A 15,685-nucleotide genomic window follows, 5' to 3' on the forward strand; every position below is an offset into this window, starting at 1 on the left:
GGCGGATGATTGCACTCGTGGTAAAATGACCCTAGTGAAGCAAATTCCGGTTCTTCTTCTATTGCTCGGCACTCTTTCGTTGAGTGCGCAGGAGGATCTTGACGATCAACCGGCTCCACGGGCGGTGTCGGTAGAGGATTTGCTGCCGAAATTTGACGGCGACGGCACGGTTATAAGTCATACCGGGCAATTCAAGATTTCTGGCGGTAATTCTGCGGACAGAGGCACAGCCGCAAACCTCGCCGAGGAGACAAAAGAGGAATTTTTACGTCTTCTTGAGGAAAAAGACGAATGGAAGGTGCCAGTCGTCATAAAACTCATTGGTGAGGTAGGCGATCCCGTGCCGATGCGTTCTACCGTGCAGGATATCTGGTATAGTGGAAAAGGCTACGAGATGCGCATTATGGTGAATCTCAGTCGTGGATTACAGCGGGAGCCCTATAAGCGCTCGGTAATGTCTTCGCTGATTTATGCTCGCGGCGTGAGCGATGTGGAATCGGTCAATGCGGAGGTCCCATTATCGGTCCCGCCTTGGCTGGTTGAAGGGCTTCTGGAGGCAAATGCGTGGCGTCTCAAGCAAACCGATCGAAAACTCTACGATGCACTGTTCCAGCATGGGGGACTTTTCAAAATCGATGATTTGTTCGGCTTGGGCGAATCGGAGTATTCTTCGATTGATGCTGCATCGCGTGCCGCATTCAGGGTTTCTTCCGGCGCTTTGGTGATGGCTCTTCTGGAGCAACCTGATGGAAAAACGGGAATCCGTGAATTTCTCAAAGCCGTGCCCTCTTTCCAAGGGGAAATGCCGTCCCTGCTTCGGATCCATTTCCCGGAGCTAAATCTCTCCGAAACCAGCCTGGCCAAATGGTGGGCTCTGCAGCTTGCGAACAAAGGAACCGCCCCGCTGACAGAAGCCATGACAGTCGCTCAGACCGAACGTGCTCTGAATGAGGCTCTACGCTTGCGCTATCGGGATGACGAGGGAGCCATGCAGGAAGTGCCTCTTACCGATTGGACTCATATAGCCGCACTGGAGGAGGGGCAGCGAATTGATGCTGTGAGATTGGCACAGGATGATCTCTTGCGATTGAGCTACCGGTGCTTTCCTTCCTATCGGATGTTATTGCTGGAGTATCAATCGCTGCTGACTGATTTTGTGAAAGGAGAAACAAAAAGTCTAACCAGCTCGCTGAATATGCTGGCCGAGACCCGCCAAACGATGATTGCCAAAGCCGATCTGGCGAGGGACTTTCTGGATTGGTTTGAGATCACGCGGGCGAGGGAAACGAGCGGTGTTTTCAATGATTACCTGAATCTCAAAGCCCGTCTCAAGTCACAACCGAACTTCCGGCGTGACAGGATTTCCGAATATCTGGATAGGCTGGATCCGCTTTTCCACGTTCCGGAAAAGCGTCGGGACCCATTTTCCATAAATGATAGCATGCCGCCATTTTGAGAGTTGGACGTTTCGGTTTCCACGTGCAAGCTCCCGCCGTGTTCGCCACTTACGTTCATCAGTTCAATCCTATTATTTTCCAGCTTTCAGAAGGTATCGCCTTGCGTTGGTATGGACTAGCCTATCTCGCAGGTTTCCTTGGGGGCTATCTTTTGCTCAAACATCTGGCAGAGAGAAAGCTCTGGGTGCTCCCGCCGGAGAAGACCGCGGACTTTATCGCGGCAGCCGCACTACTCGGGGTCTTTCTTGGTGGAAGACTAGGCTATATTCTTTTCTATCAGATTCCCCGTGATGGTTGGAATAGCGTACTCAGCGATCCTTTGGTCATTCTGCGGGTGTGGGAAGGGGGAATGGCCAGTCACGGAGGCATCCTGGGTCTGGTTATTTTTACGTTTTTCTATGCGAGAAAGCACAAAGTCAGCTGGACCGGCTTGGGAGATGGTCTTTGCGTTGTCGCACCCATAGGCTTGATGTGCGGTCGGCTCGCAAATTTTATCAACGGTGAATTGTATGGCCGTGTCGCAAATCACGTAGCATGGGCGGTCAAGTTTCCAACCGCGTTCTTTGATGGTAATGCCCCCGAATCTGAGCGCTTCAATGACGCTCTCGCTGCTGCTGCCAGCGCGGATCCTGGTTTTGCAGCGAGACTTTCCGATATTTCTCAAACCGTCGCGCCGCAGGATCAACAGTTTGCATTTTTCCAGAGTCTTCTGGAATCGAATCGTAATTCCGATCTGGTGAACAAGGCGATCGAACCCTTTCTCGATCCACGTCATCCTTCCCAGCTTTATGAGGGGCTTCTTGAAGGAGCTCTGCTTTTTTCGATTCTATGGGTGATTAGAATCAAATTCCCGAAGGCTCCCAATGGACTTCTCACCGGGTTATTCTTCGGGCTCTACGCATCATTCCGCATATTCGCAGAGCAATTCAGGGAGCCGGATGCGGCTTGGGTAATTGAAGGGATGTTAACCCAGGGGCAGTTCCTTTCCTTGTTCATGTATCTATTTTCCGCTGCGTTTCTGGTCTTTGCCTGGCGGGGATGGAGGCGCGATAAGAGTGCTGTATAAGGCGTGAAAAAATGAAAGGTCGGGTATGGAAATGCTGAGAATGATCCTGGCAAATCAGCTACAAAAAAAGCCGGCGTGGGAGAACCAGCTGGCTTTTTTCTAAACTCGAACTGAACGAATCAGCTTTAAAATTGGACGAGGATTGATCTCTCAGCCCAGACGGAAGACGATACGTGCCTTCGTCAGATCGTAGGGAGACATTTCCATTTTTACACGGTCACCCACTACAAGACGAATAAAGCGCTTCCGCATTTTTCCTGAAATATGAGCGAGAACCTCGTGCCCGCTTGCCAGTTTTACACGGAACATGGTTCCCGCGAGAACCGAGGAAATCTCTCCCTCGACTTCTACTGCCTTTTCCTCATCATTGGGATCGGCGTTTTTCTTGGGACCAAAATTTCTGTTGCGATTACGTCCACGTGGACGGCGGCGATTTGAATTTCTAGGAGGCATAATGAGGTTCGCAGAGCAAAAGGTGATTGCCCGCAGAGATTAGATAACATGTCTTTGGCTGGATTTCAATCTTAAAAACCGCAGGGATCCACAGCTCTGGCGTAAACTCCGGGTTGGCTGCCTCCAGGTGCGGGGTCGCTGATGTTTGATTAAGCAGATGCTTGCCAAGTGCGCCTTAAGCGGCCAATTTCTCCATAGATCAATTAAGTATCAAAAAATCCAACGTTTAAAAAACCAATCCTACCATGGCAGAAATCACTGAAAAAGACCTTCCGGCAAACATCCGGCCGCTTTGGCTAAAAGCCCTCAGCGCCGTCCAGATGAATAACTTTGAATATGCGATTAGCTTGCTGCAAGCGATCCTCAAAGATGCTCCGGGCTTCCTCGAAGGAAGAGAAATCCTCCGTAAATGCGCAATTCAGCTGCATGGTGCGGGGGGTAAGAAAAAAGGACTTTTTGGCCTTTCCGGAGGAAATATGAAACTTGCCAATCAGGCGAAGAAGGATCCCGCTGCAGCTCTTCCGTTGATTGAAAAAGAGCTCGAGAAAGATCCTCTCAGCGATAGTGCGAACGAAGTGCTCTTCGATTGTGCCTGCAAGCTGGAGCTGTTCGGCACTGCGGCCTTTGCTTTGGAAACGATCCGTAAGCACAATCCGGAAAATGTAAAACTTCTCCACAAACTCGCGGAATTCTACCTCTCACGTGAGATGTCGACGGAAGCTGCTGAAGTCTATAATGATATCATCAAGCAGGTCCCGAATGACTCCGTGGCGGTCAAAGGGGCCAAGGATGCTTCTGCCCGTGCCTCGATGCAGAAACAGCGCTGGGACGAAAATACCAGCATGAAGGATCTCATGAGAGATTCCGAGCAGAACGAAGAACTCGAAAAAGCCGGCCGCACCGGATTGACCCGCGAGCAACTTGAAGCCCGCCGTGACAAGGCCATCGAGAAATACAATGCCGATCCGAATAATCTCGCTGCGTCCAAAGAACTTGCGGGTATTTATGAACAACTCGAGGACTGGGCAAACGCACACACTTTCTTCCATTGGGCCCACTCGCTTAGTAATGGTGACGTAGCGCTGGAGACCAAATCTTCCGCGATGCGAGACCGTGCTTTGGAAGCCGAGCTTGTTGCGCTGGAAAATGCGCTTGCCGCGGATCCTGATAATGCCGAGCTGAAGGAGCAGCTTGGAGAGCGCCGCAAAATCCGTCTCAATGATCAGGTTGAGGAAGCCAAAAGACGTGTCGATCAAAACCCGACCGATCCCCAACTTCGTTACGAATTGGGTAATGCTTATTATCTGGTTGGAGATTACACCGCTGCCATCCCACATCTTCAGCAAGCCACTCGGAATCCTCACATCCGCACCAAGGTGCTACTTCTTCTCGGCCGCACCTTCCGTGCGAAGAATATGTATGATATCGCCATCAAGCAACTTTCGGACGCATTGGCGGACCTGCACACGATGGATGGTATCAAAAAAGAAGTTCTGTATGAGAAAGGGCTTATCCACACAGAAATGGAGGATAAGGCGGCTGCTCTCGATAGCTTCAAACAAATTTACGAGGTGGATTACGGCTACCGCGATGTAGCTCAGCGTGTGGAATCTTCCTATACGTAAGAGCCGGAAGGTTCACAACCATATGACTCAGATAGTCCGGGGCACATCGAGTGCCTCGGGCTTTTTGCTTTTCGAGACAGATAAGCCCGGCCTTCCATCAATGAAAGCGGACGGACGAAAGTTTGCTGTTTAAAGATTTTCCATCCGCATCTAAATACAGGCATGCATGACCCGCGAATCGATGCCCTTGCCAAGCAGTTGGTAGGTTACTCCACAAATCTTAAAAAAGGCGAAAAGATCCTGTTGGATCTCTATGATGTGCCAGACTCCATGGGCCTTGCGCTCATAAGGGAAGTCAGACGGAAAAAAGCGATACCTTTTGTCCGCATCCACCAATCCCGTATTTCCAGGGAAATGCTAAAAGGTGCGAACGCGGAGCAATATGAAACCATGGCTAGCCATCTTCTTACGGAGATGCAAGATATGGACGCCTATATTGCCCTGCGTGGCAGTCACAATATTTCCGAGACATCGGATGTCCCGCAGGATGCGATGCAGACGGCGATGAAATTTCTCCGTCCGGTGATAGATCACAGGGTAAAGAAGACCAAGTGGTGTGTGCTCCGCTGGCCTACCGCGTCAATGGCACAACAGGCGAGCATGAGCACGGAGGCGTTTGAGGATTTTTATTTCGATGTATGCCTGTTGGATTACAAAGCTCTCATACCGGCGATGAATGCACTCAAACGGTTGATGGAAAAAACCGACGAAGTGCATATCACCGGTCCGGGGACCGATCTCAGATTTTCGATTAAGGACATTCCGGCTATCATTTGCGGAGGTAATTATAATATTCCGGACGGAGAGGTTTTTACCGCTCCAGTAAAGAGCTCTGTCGAAGGATATGTCACGCATAACGCGCCAACTATTTATCAAGGTATCGCTTTCGACGCGATTCGCCTGGAGTTCAAAGAGGGAAGAATCGTAAAAGCGGAGGCCGGTGCAAAAACGAAAGAATTGAACCGTATTCTCGATACCGATCCAGGAGCCCGTTACATCGGCGAATTTGCCCTCGGATTCCATCCGATCATCCGAGAGCCCATGCGGGACATTCTCTTCGACGAGAAAATTGCCGGCTCGTTCCACTTCACTCCGGGACAAGCCTACGAAATAGCGGATAACGGCAACCAATCTCAAATCCATTGGGACATGGTCAACATACAGCGCAAGGATTACGGTGGTGGCGAAATTTATTTCGATGGGAAGCTGATCCGGAAAGACGGGATATTTATTCCCAAAAGTTTAGCAAAGCTAAATAGCTAGCATTGATTGCCACCCCAAAGAAGGACTGATCCCCTCTGCGATAATCGCTGGAAAGTTTGTGCGGAGCGTTTAGTTGTATCGGTAAATCCGGTGCCAAGAATGTCTGTAGCTAAGACTATCCTCCTGTTGGTTCTCTCAAACGTTTTTATGACGTTCGCATGGTATGCGCACCTTAGGAACAGTGCGTCAAAACCATTGATTGTCGCGATCGTTTTGAGCTGGGGGATAGCCTTCTTCGAATACGCGCTGCAAGTTCCAGCAAATCGTATTGGATACGGGGCACTCACTTTGCCGCAGCTAAAAATCATTCAGGAAGTGATCAGTCTTTCAGTATTTGTCCCTTTTGGGATTCTATACATGAAAGAGCCGATATCCTGGAATTATGCCTATGCCGGTCTGTGTCTCGCTGGAGCGGTTTATTTTATCTTTAAATCGTAAGATAGATAGACCGATCTGCCGAAACCGCTCGACCTTTGCCAATGCGAAGATGGGATCTCCCACAGTTCGAAAAACTGAATCCGGGAAATTCTCCAATTTCATCGATTCGATACCTGAAGGTAACCGGCACCGAATCGTGATTGTGTAATAATTTACTTGCCTAAAAGTTTGGCACTCTCGGCGGCCATTTCTGTAGCTGGAACCTTGATGACCTTACGATCGTAGGTGATCAATCCGTTGATCTCGGTCTCTACATCGGTGGTCTGGGTATATACCGCCCCTGCCAATCCTTTTATTCTAAGTTCGTTTAGGAGGTTGAAGGATTTCCACAGGCGCTGTTTGAATTCTTCCTCATTTTTTGGGAGCCCTCCATAGCCCCAGTTTCCGGCATCTTTCTTCCACTTGTGACCCTCCACCGGGTATCCGTGACCACCGAACTCTCCCACGACTTTGATATAATTCGCGTAACGAGGATCATCAATCGGGAATTTGGGATCAGGATAGGAGTGAGCATCTGCAATGTCCCCGATGGGAAAGAAGTTGCCTCCTGATGCAATATTGATGTGTCGGGTGGGGTCGTAATCAACGATCCAGCGCCCCACGCTCTCGGTATTGTGCTGACCCCACCGTTCGTTGAAAGGCACCCAGCAGACAATAGATGGGTGATTATGAAGAATATCCACCATGCCTTTGAGTTCCGCCATGAATTGATCATGGGCCCACTTTGGCCATTCCGCGTCAGGCACCGATTTGTTTTCGTTAAGTTTCGCCCAATCCTTAGGCCAAGCATCGTAACTTCCGCCTGAAACCTGATCCTGCCAGACAAGCATCCCGACCTGATCACAGTAGGCGTAGTAGCGATGTGGCTCTACTTTGATATGTTTTCGGATCATATTGAAGCCGGCCGCTTTCAAATAATCGATGTCAAAGCGCATTGCCTCGTCACTGGGAGGAGTGAGTAGACCACCCGGCCACCAGCCTTGATCCAGCGGACCCCAGTGAAAGATTTCCTCTCCATTGAGGGTGAAAACCGGATTTCCATGCTTACCAATTTTTTCCCCGACTTCGCGAATGCCTGTATAGCTTTTTACGGTGTCGATAGGATCTCCCTTGATATCCAACAGCTCAACGACGAGGTCATAGAGCTTCGGATTTTGCGGTGACCAATATTCCGCATCCGGAACTGTGAGAAACGCAATCTGGCGGCCGCGCGCAGTTCCTAAAACCCTATCGCCATTTTTGATTGTGACCCGGATGGTCTGGCCGGCAATTGTCCGTCCAGTTACATTTGCTTTTACGCTGACGATTGCCGGGTCGATTTGAGTATCGATCTTCAGAGACTGTATATGTGTGGTAGGCACCTCTTCCAGCCACACGGTTTGCCAGATTCCAGACACTGGAGTATACCAGATCTTGTCACCTTTCCGGATCTGTTTGCCCCGTAATTGGTATTTGCCGCGGTCGCTTGTGAATCTTCGACCCGGAGGACGATCTCGTTTGAGCCTTTTTTCACCGCTTCTGTGATATCCAGGCTAAACGGCAGATTACCGCCGACGTTTTTTCCGATCTCCTGTCCGTTGACCCAGATCGTTGAAGTGTGATCGACAGCTTCGAAGTTCAGAAGCAGGCGTCCGGAAACGGCTCCATACTCAAAAGTTTTTTGATACCATAACGCCTCCTTTCCATCTAGACGCTTGCCAACACCAGAGAGGGAACTTTCCAGAGCAAAGGGGACCAAAATTTTTCCGTCCCACGTTTTCGGTTGCTCGGTCGTTTCTATCGCTCCGATTTTATAGTTCCAAAGCCCGTTCAAATTCTTCCAGCCATCCCTCACCAACTGTGGGCGGGGATACTCTTCCCATACATTTTCAGGGGTGACGTCTTCTCCCCATCTTGAGGAAATACTCGCAGGCGCTGGCTCCCATTCCGCGTTTTGTTCCCCATGAGCTAGCGGACTTGCAATTCCTGCTGATAAAGAAACCAATGCCGTTAAAAGCCTGGCGAGAGAGGAACTACTTCTAAGCCGCTTTATTGTGCGGTTTGTTTTGAATTTTGCGGGTTTCATTGTTTGTAGATGGAAAAAAAAGGCCTAGTCGAATAGCTAAACGTTAATTGTTTGCAAAGCAGTAGAGGGTCCTACGTTAGATAAAAGATAGATCTTTCACAGTGTTTAGTCTCATCGCGGCTCCCGTCACGGGATCAGTTCAGAGGGGTCTTTGAATCGCCTTGCGAAAGCAGTCCTCGGTGAGATTTGGAGCTTCGCCTGGAGAGCTCGTAACTTTACCTCTGGGATGAACAGTGCCAACTGATGCCCGTGCTCCGCGCAGAGACAACTGACGATTCTGCTGGAATTCTGCGTCTGAATGCAAATGCTGCAAGCGTTACCAGCCCGATGGATCCATCGAAATATCTGACTTTGTTGTCGATGCGCGCTTACGCGACTGTCGTTGAGATTGAAGGAGAAATCGTTGGTTTCATAATGGCGATCCGTGATGGCAATCCTCATGAGGATGGAATTTACCGATGGTTTGGGAGTCGGTTGAGAAATTTCATCTATATTGACCGGATTGTAGTTGATGAGAATAGGCGGGGGCTCGGTATCGGACGTTTGCTATATAGTCATCTGTTCAAATGGTCGATGGATCGGCAGATCACGCAACTAACAGCAGAGATTAATATTTTCTTCCCAATGCGGCGTCACTTACGTTTCACAATCTTAAAGGGTTTGTTGAGATAGGCACGAGAGTGCTCGAGAAAGGAAACTGTATCAATGCAGATAAAATCGCTGGGGCACAGGGACCAGGAGAGGGAGTAGCGCTGGATCCTTCACGGCGAGGGGAGAGATGGGAAATATGCCAAAAAATCTACTTGTATGCGCAAGCAAGTAGGGTTACCATCGCTTCATGTTCGATGGCTGCCTGTATTTTAACCTGTCTTCTTTGACGCGATCTATTACGGAAATATGGAAATTGGAATTCGCTAAATTGGGCTTGTCTCCATCTCACGGCTATTTGCTTTTCGCAATGGTAGAGAACAGTGGAATGCAGCAAAAGGACTACGGAGATTATCTTGATCTGGATGCCTCGACGGTGAACCGGTTGATCGATGCGCTGGTGAGAAAAAATTTGGTCGCGAAAAATGGCATGGGGCGTAGCTCCGAGGTATATGTCACAGATGAGGGAAGACTCGAATACCGACGGATAAAGAAGACGATGGATACTCTTCGGCAAAAAATGATCGACTCATTGGGAGAGGAGCGTTTCGATCAATTAGTGGGCGATCTTTGCGCAGTGCGTGGGACCTTGAAGAATTAGGAGGGGAAGAAAATCGAACAGGAAAAGATTTTAAGACTATAAAGTTGCGTGCCCAATCAAGTAAATCTATGAAAATAAAATATGAACTAATGAAAAATGCGATTGCCCTCACAACCAGCGCTAGCCTGACAATAACCGCTTCAGCCCAATCAGAGATCCGATATGCCCGGGAGAAGGTGGATGGTTTAGATATCTTCTATCGTGAAGCAGGTAATCCAGACAGACCCACTCTTGTGCTTTTACACGGTTTTCCGACCTCATCGCAGATGTATCGTAAAGTGCTGGATGGTTTGAAAGATGAATATCATCTGATCGCGCCAGATTACCCTGGATTCGGAATGAGCAGTGCGCCGGGGGCTGAGGAATTCACCTATACCTTTGATCGCCTGGCAGAAGTAGTAGATACGTTTTTGGAGCAGAAAAGGATTACCGAATATACCCTGATGATACATGATTACGGAGCACCGATCGGGTTTCGGATCGCAACCGCCCATCCGGAGCGTGTGAACGGATTTGTGATTATGAATGGCAATGCCTACGAAGAAGGTTTGGGCAGAGAAGGGTGGGGACCCATTTTTGATTACTGGGAAAATCATAGTCCCGAACTCGGAGAGAAAATTGCGGAGCAAGTGTTCTCTTTGGAGGGGATGGAATGGCAATACGTTCACGGAACAAAAAATCCTGAATCAATCAATCCGGATAACTGGATTATTGATACCCAAAGAATTACCCGTCATGGCCAAAAGGAAATCCAGCTAGGGCTCTTCTATGATTACCGTAATAACGTAAAACTTTACCCGAAATGGCAGAAATATTTGCGTGAACACCAGCCGCAGACGCTAATCGTCTGGGGAAAAAATGATGCCTTTTTCCCTGAGGCTGGCGCCGAAGCTTACAAACGTGATTTAAACGAGGTAGATTATCATATTCTCGATACGGGTCACTTCGCTCTGGAAGAAGAAGGCGATTCTATCATCCGCAAAATACGCGCGTTTATGAATGACAATGACGTTGATTGACAGGTCTTTGTGTATAGCAAAGAAGTTACATGTTATCGGTTTTGTCAGTGCCGATTCCAAGCTCTTTGAGGATTAGTAAGTCCAGCTCCGATGTGCTAGGCTTCAAGCACTCGGAGTCGCCGAGTTTAATGATTTGCACATCCTTTTCCGTCCGGCCAATGGCAAGATAGAGGTCGAGCCCATTGGGAAGGCCTGAATATCTGGTGGCAACAACTTTTCCCAGGAAACGACCGTCTCCTCCGGCACTCGTCATCATCTCTCCGGATTCCGCTATGTAGTCTCTAAAATTATTGCGAATTGCTGTATCGACATATTGTTGGATTTCTTGGGTTGTCATGGAGTGAGGTTTCGATCGACTGTTTCGGAAGGTATTTTCGCAGTTGCTAGGATGATATCAAGGTTCTCCTTCCGTCGGCTGTCGCCCGCGCTGGAGCGGAGAGCCGGACGATCCGTTTGTCTATTATTACAAGTGAATAAAATTTGTATTTATTGTATTAAATTTTTTGTAGCGAAAAGTTGGAAAATGTAATCAATGTGATGATGCGTTAGAATTTAGAAGGACGGATGCAATGATCTGGTTGTTTTTCAATTGAACGGCCAGAGATGATGGTGGAGCCTAGCGCCATATGAATAAACCGAAAATTGGTTTCGTAGGAGTCGGGAGAATGGGGGCCAATATGGCACGTCGTCTTTCCGATCAAGGCTACACGATTGCAGCGGTGTATGATCATCACCAGCCATTGGCGGAGGAGCTTTCAAATGAACTTGGCGCATCGGCCGCTGCCCGTTTGTCCGAGGTGACTGCTGCAAGCGACGTGATTTTCACGGTGGTCACGGACGACGCTTCCATGCGCGAAATTTTCACTGGCGAAGATTCGCTGCTGGTCGGGGCGGAGGGGAGAACGTTTATCAATTGTGCGACCGTGAGCCCGGAATCCCAGCAAGTGGCTGCGGAAGCTGCCGATAAAGCGGGGGCGAATACGTTGGCGGCGAGTATGGCCTCTTCAATAACCCAGGCACGCGACGGCACGCTGTATCTGATGGTGGGAGGGGAAAAAGCTGTTTTCGACTCAAACAAGAAGCTGCTGGAAGATATCTCATCATCTCTGAAGTTTGTCGGCGCTGTCGGTGATGCGGCAAAGTTCAAGGCATTGGTGAATATGGTGATGAATATCAATACCGCCGCATTAGCAGAAGGCCTTGGCCTGGGAGCCGCTCTGGGGTTGGATCTCGATATGTTGCGCGAAGTTTTCTCGCAGACCGGAGCAAATTCGCGGGTTTTGGAAACGGATGGTGACGATATGGTTTCCCGTGAGCACGAGTGTTATTTTTCCTCTTCGCATGCTGCGAAAGATAGCGGAATTGCCAACAAGATCGCTGAAGGTGCGGGCGTGGATGTGCCGCTGTCACGTGCGACCGAAGCCCAATACCGGAAATTGATTGATCTAGAGCTTGGAGAGCTGGATAAATCCGCTGTTGCCGAGCTGACATTCCCCGGAAGAGCCGGGAAAAAGTAAATATAAACCGGTAACATTAATGAACAGTCATATCAGCAATTCATCAGGAGAGCAGCTGGACGTTGCTTTCCACGGAGGGACTCATCAGGGGGTTCTCGTCGTGCTGGGGCACGGAGTTACAGGAAACAAGGATCGTCCTCTACTGAAAGCGTTGGCTGATGGTTTGGCGTTGAAAGGCTGGCCTTGTGTGCGGGTTTCCTTTTCCGGCAACGGGAGATCAGAGGGGCGCTTCGAGGACTCCACAATTACCAAGGAGATCGATGATTTGAAGGCTGTATTGAAAACTGTGCCACCGGAGAAAAGGATCGCCTATATCGGGCATAGTATGGGGGGCGCGGTTGGCGTGCTCACCGCTGCACAGGGAATGTGTATTCAATCGCTCGTGTCCCTTGCCGGAATGACCCATACGGCTAAATTCGTTGAGCGGGAGTTTGGTGATGTCATCCCTGACAAGGGCGTGATGTGGGAAGATGAGAATTGCCCGCTATCCAGCAAATTTGTGGATGATCTCAAAGATATCGGGAGTGTTTTGCCGGCGGCCGGGAGGATTTTACAACCATGGCTATTGATTCATGGGACAGCTGACGATGTGGTCCCGATTGAAGATAGCGAAGATGTATTTGCTGCGGCGAAGTGTGAGAAAAAATTCCTGAAAATACCCGATGCGGGACATTCATTCGATGAAGAGAGCTATCCGCAAATTATCGAGGCAATCGATGGCTGGCTGCGCAAAAGCTTTGGGTGACGGATCACGATCATTTTTCCAGAGTAATGACCACAGGTGCGTGATCTGAAACAGAAACCGGCACATCGGGGATCATTCGTGCAGGCGTTTTGCGGAAGCCGGATGTCAAAATATAATCGAATGTGGTGGGCTGGAATCGAGTGTCGTCGGGAGCATTTCGCCACGTGAGTCGCTTATCTCTGGCCACGTTCTCCCAGCTGTTGTGGAAGCCCGCGGCCACCAGATCGGAAACGGCGGTGCAGTGCGGGAATTGACCATCATGATTTGAGTTGAAGTCACCCGCGATGATCCAGCCGTTGATTTGGTGGGTGGAAAACTTTTTCTTCATTTCTCGCTGATGTGCGACTAGCTGCCTGGCGGCTTCCGCGCGGTTTTGAGCAATATGGAGTGCTCCTTCCATGGTGTCGCCGCCCCGGTTGCTCTTCAGATGGATGGAATAGAGCATAATTAGCCCGCCGTCCGGATGGATAAGGGCTGCGAACGCGAATCCGCGTTGCAGATGGGGGATGGCTTCGGTGGGCTTGAATTGCTCAAACCATGCCGAATGCAATTGTAGAGAAGATGCGATGCCACACTGTTGGGGTGAAGGAGTTCGGCCATTCGGCTCGAGAAACTGGCTCATCACATGCATCCGCATACCCGGCACCGCGGCGGCGAGCTCAGAAAAGGCAGCCTTATCGGTCAGTTCCTGGGCAAGTAGAATATCGGGAGACTCGCTCGCGATAATCTCTTGGGCATGTCGCATTTGTTCCGCACGTTCCGGCGGTGAGGCATTCGGACGTCCTCCGGGAAACCATTCGATATTCCAGGTCATGGCGGTGAGATCTTTTGCAATCAGCCCCGGGCCGAATAGAAGACTATAGGCGGAAAAAATCAGAGATGACAGGCGGCTGAAGAACATGGGATTTGTAATGATGGGAGAACCTAGAGAGGAAGTCAGCTGAGGCCGAGAATTAAACATTGCGGAACTCATGCACAAATCGATAGGTTTGTGTTTGTAATAGAAACTCGCACGATTGCTTTGTGGCTTGCAGGCTGGCACGCGGATTGCCAGTGTTCTCTGCGATGACACGACGTGCTAATTTTCTCCCATGGCTGCTCATAATTATCTGCTTTTTCACTGGTTTTGGTGAGTTGTTCGGTCAGGACGTGGCGCCGGGAGAGGAAGTTCGGCAGGAAATGGAAATTGTTGTCCAGGAAGAAGATGCTTCTCTGACAATTGATCAGAAAATCGATAATCTTTTCAAAAACTCCACAGGCTGGTTTGTTAGTGCGATTTTCTCCTCAGTTTCCATAGCAGGTTATGATGTATTATGGGTGGTTCTCTGGTTGGCAATCGCCGGAATGATCCTGACCGTCGCGTTCAAGTTTATCAACTTGCGGGCGTTTTCCCTGGCGCTCCGGACGGTGAAGGGAAAATACAGTGATGAAAGCGATCCCGGGAAAATCACTCACTTCCAGGCTTTGGCTACAGCTGTTTCCGGGACAGTTGGACTAGGCAATATCGCAGGTGTGGCGATTGGAATCTCAATGGCTGGGCCGGGCGTTGCCTTCTGGTTATTCCTAAGTGGCTTTCTCGGGATGGCGACAAAATTCGCCGAATGCACGCTGGGAATGAAATACCGGGAGATTGATAAAAAAGGAAATATCAGCGGGGGCGGAATGCAATATCTGAAGAAGGGCTTTGCCGAACGTGGGCTGAAGCCTGTGGGAGTAGTGCTGGCCATGCTGTTTGCTATTTTCTGTATCTTTGCATCATTCGGCGGAGGAAACGTTTTCCAGATCAATCAAGCCACCGCGCAGCTTCTCAATGTCACGGGCGGCGAAAGTAGCTATTTTGCTGATAAACAATGGATATTCGGGCTCATCATCGCGGTTGTCACAGGCTTGGTCATCATCGGCGGGATCAATAGTATCGCACGTGTTACCTCGAAGCTCGTCCCACTGATGTGTGTGGTTTACGTCGTAAGCGCCTTGGTTGTATTGATTGTCAATGCAGCCCACATCCCAGTGGCAATCCAGGAAATCTTTGCGGAAGCCTTCAAGCCGCGTGCCGCTGTCACAGGTGGCTTTCTCGCCGCATTCATCTGGGGAATGAGACGGGCGACTTTCTCGAACGAAGCCGGTATTGGCTCCGCGCCGATAGCGCACTCCGCAGCCAAATCCAGAATGCCCGCCAGTGAAGGAATCGTGGCTCTGCTGGAGCCTTTTATCGATACCGTCGTGGTCTGCACGATGACTTCGTTGGTCCTGGTCACGACCATGCATTTCAACAGCGATACAGGAAACTTTTTGATCAATGGGAATTCATTTGAAATCGGCAACCCATCCAACAACAGCACGTCATTCGGCATTGGGCTGACCTCTGCCGCGTTCGAGACTGTGCACGGCGGCTTCAAGTATGTGCTCTTCATCTGCGTGCTGCTGTTCGCTTTTTCCACATTGATCACCTGGAGTTACTACGGTTTGCAGGCATGGGAGTATTTGTTTGGGAAAAACTATTTCGTAGGTCTTACCTACAAGCTGATCTTCTGCGGTGTGATCGTAGCCGGCGCAGCTGCCTCTATGTCCAGTGCGATTGATTTCTCGGATGCATCGCTGTTCGCGATGAGTATCCCGAACTTGATCGGCGTTTATTTTCTCATGCCGGTAGTTGCGAAAGAGCTCTACAGGTTCCAGGTTTTCACACGCAACGTGGATGCCGGAGACTCGCTCGATGAAGCCGAGATGAAAGCAAACGCGGAGTGATACGTCATCTCTAACGTTTCGATAAAATTGAGGGCAGGAA

16 protein-coding genes are annotated in these 15,685 nt (G+C 49.8%); 11 read left to right on the forward strand and 5 right to left on the reverse strand.

Translation table 11 applies throughout. The features are described from left to right. Nucleotides 1-25: 25 nt before the first annotated feature. Nucleotides 26-1,456 carry a hypothetical protein gene (locus tag ACFSSA_RS09905; RefSeq protein ID WP_386820285.1) on the forward strand — a complete coding sequence of 477 codons (1,431 nt, stop codon included), beginning with the start codon at nucleotides 26-28 and terminating at the stop codon, nucleotides 1,454-1,456. Nucleotides 1,457-1,494: 38 nt separating this feature from the next. Continuing rightward, nucleotides 1,495-2,523 (forward strand): prolipoprotein diacylglyceryl transferase, encoded by a 1,029-nt coding sequence (lgt, locus tag ACFSSA_RS09910; protein WP_386820286.1) that lies wholly within the window; start codon nucleotides 1,495-1,497, stop codon nucleotides 2,521-2,523. 150 nt (nucleotides 2,524-2,673) lie between these two features. On the opposite strand, the gene infA is transcribed toward lgt, so the two are convergent. Continuing rightward, nucleotides 2,674-2,976, reverse strand: coding sequence for a translation initiation factor IF-1 (gene infA, locus ACFSSA_RS09915; RefSeq protein ID WP_386820287.1), 303 nt, complete (start codon nucleotides 2,974-2,976; stop codon nucleotides 2,674-2,676). Between the two features lie 245 nt (nucleotides 2,977-3,221). On the opposite strand from infA, the gene ACFSSA_RS09920 reads away from it, so the two are divergent. The 3 genes from ACFSSA_RS09920 (at nucleotide 3,222) to ACFSSA_RS09930 (ending at nucleotide 6,302) form a co-directional block, all read left to right on the forward strand. Beyond that, nucleotides 3,222-4,601, forward strand: a complete 1,380-nt coding sequence (locus ACFSSA_RS09920; RefSeq protein ID WP_386820288.1) for a tetratricopeptide repeat protein — start codon at nucleotides 3,222-3,224, stop codon at nucleotides 4,599-4,601. Between the two features lie 162 nt (nucleotides 4,602-4,763). Next, the gene (locus ACFSSA_RS09925; protein WP_386820289.1) at nucleotides 4,764-5,864 is read left to right on the forward strand and encodes an aminopeptidase; all 1,101 of its coding nucleotides are present in this window, start codon (nucleotides 4,764-4,766) and stop codon (nucleotides 5,862-5,864) included. Between the two features lie 99 nt (nucleotides 5,865-5,963). Further along, the gene (locus ACFSSA_RS09930; RefSeq protein ID WP_386820290.1) at nucleotides 5,964-6,302 is read left to right on the forward strand and encodes a DMT family protein; all 339 of its coding nucleotides are present in this window, start codon (nucleotides 5,964-5,966) and stop codon (nucleotides 6,300-6,302) included. 152 nt (nucleotides 6,303-6,454) lie between these two features. Here the strand turns inward: ACFSSA_RS09930 and ACFSSA_RS09935 are convergent, their stop codons facing one another. Together ACFSSA_RS09935 and ACFSSA_RS09940 are read right to left on the reverse strand one after the other, a co-directional pair. Then, nucleotides 6,455-7,699 (reverse strand): glycoside hydrolase family 2 protein, encoded by a 1,245-nt coding sequence (locus ACFSSA_RS09935; RefSeq protein ID WP_386820291.1) that lies wholly within the window; start codon nucleotides 7,697-7,699, stop codon nucleotides 6,455-6,457. Continuing rightward, nucleotides 7,636-8,367, reverse strand: a complete 732-nt coding sequence (locus ACFSSA_RS09940) for a sugar-binding domain-containing protein (RefSeq protein WP_386820292.1) — start codon at nucleotides 8,365-8,367, stop codon at nucleotides 7,636-7,638. Before ACFSSA_RS09940 ends, ACFSSA_RS09935 begins: the two co-directional genes overlap by 64 nt. A 249-nt stretch (nucleotides 8,368-8,616) precedes the next feature. Between ACFSSA_RS09940 and ACFSSA_RS09945 the strand changes: the two genes are divergently transcribed. The 3 genes from ACFSSA_RS09945 to ACFSSA_RS09955 all read left to right on the forward strand — a co-directional run bounded on the left by ACFSSA_RS09945 (nucleotide 8,617) and on the right by ACFSSA_RS09955 (nucleotide 10,635). After that, complete coding sequence (locus ACFSSA_RS09945) at nucleotides 8,617-9,039, forward strand: GNAT family N-acetyltransferase (protein WP_386820293.1); 423 nt, start codon at nucleotides 8,617-8,619, stop codon at nucleotides 9,037-9,039. Nucleotides 9,040-9,292: 253 nt separating this feature from the next. Next, complete coding sequence (locus ACFSSA_RS09950; RefSeq protein ID WP_386820294.1) at nucleotides 9,293-9,616, forward strand: MarR family winged helix-turn-helix transcriptional regulator; 324 nt, start codon at nucleotides 9,293-9,295, stop codon at nucleotides 9,614-9,616. A 68-nt stretch (nucleotides 9,617-9,684) separates the two neighbouring features. Beyond that, nucleotides 9,685-10,635, forward strand: a complete 951-nt coding sequence (locus tag ACFSSA_RS09955; protein WP_386820295.1) for an alpha/beta fold hydrolase — start codon at nucleotides 9,685-9,687, stop codon at nucleotides 10,633-10,635. 25 nt (nucleotides 10,636-10,660) lie between these two features. On the opposite strand, the gene ACFSSA_RS09960 is transcribed toward ACFSSA_RS09955, so the two are convergent. After that, nucleotides 10,661-10,972: a hypothetical protein gene (locus tag ACFSSA_RS09960; RefSeq protein WP_386820296.1), complete on the reverse strand. Its 312-nt coding sequence runs from the start codon at nucleotides 10,970-10,972 to the stop codon at nucleotides 10,661-10,663. Between the two features lie 289 nt (nucleotides 10,973-11,261). Here ACFSSA_RS09960 and ACFSSA_RS09965 point away from each other — a divergent pair, with 289 nt between their 5' ends. After that, complete coding sequence (locus ACFSSA_RS09965; RefSeq protein WP_386820297.1) at nucleotides 11,262-12,152, forward strand: NAD(P)-dependent oxidoreductase; 891 nt, start codon at nucleotides 11,262-11,264, stop codon at nucleotides 12,150-12,152. Between the two features lie 19 nt (nucleotides 12,153-12,171). After that, a complete protein-coding gene (locus ACFSSA_RS09970; RefSeq protein ID WP_386820298.1) occupies nucleotides 12,172-12,897 on the forward strand; it encodes an alpha/beta hydrolase family protein in 726 nt (241 codons plus the stop codon). 10 nt (nucleotides 12,898-12,907) lie between these two features. Here the strand turns inward: ACFSSA_RS09970 and ACFSSA_RS09975 are convergent, their stop codons facing one another. Then, complete coding sequence (locus ACFSSA_RS09975; RefSeq protein WP_386820299.1) at nucleotides 12,908-13,798, reverse strand: endonuclease/exonuclease/phosphatase family protein; 891 nt, start codon at nucleotides 13,796-13,798, stop codon at nucleotides 12,908-12,910. 164 nt (nucleotides 13,799-13,962) lie between these two features. Between ACFSSA_RS09975 and ACFSSA_RS09980 the strand changes: the two genes are divergently transcribed. Continuing rightward, nucleotides 13,963-15,645: an alanine/glycine:cation symporter family protein gene (locus tag ACFSSA_RS09980; protein ID WP_386820300.1), complete on the forward strand. Its 1,683-nt coding sequence runs from the start codon at nucleotides 13,963-13,965 to the stop codon at nucleotides 15,643-15,645. Nucleotides 15,646-15,685 lie beyond the last annotated feature (40 nt).

Origin of the sequence: Luteolibacter algae, assembly GCF_042683045.1 — a bacterium.
In the GTDB taxonomy this organism is placed as follows: Bacteria; Verrucomicrobiota; Verrucomicrobiia; order Verrucomicrobiales; family Akkermansiaceae; genus Luteolibacter; species Luteolibacter algae.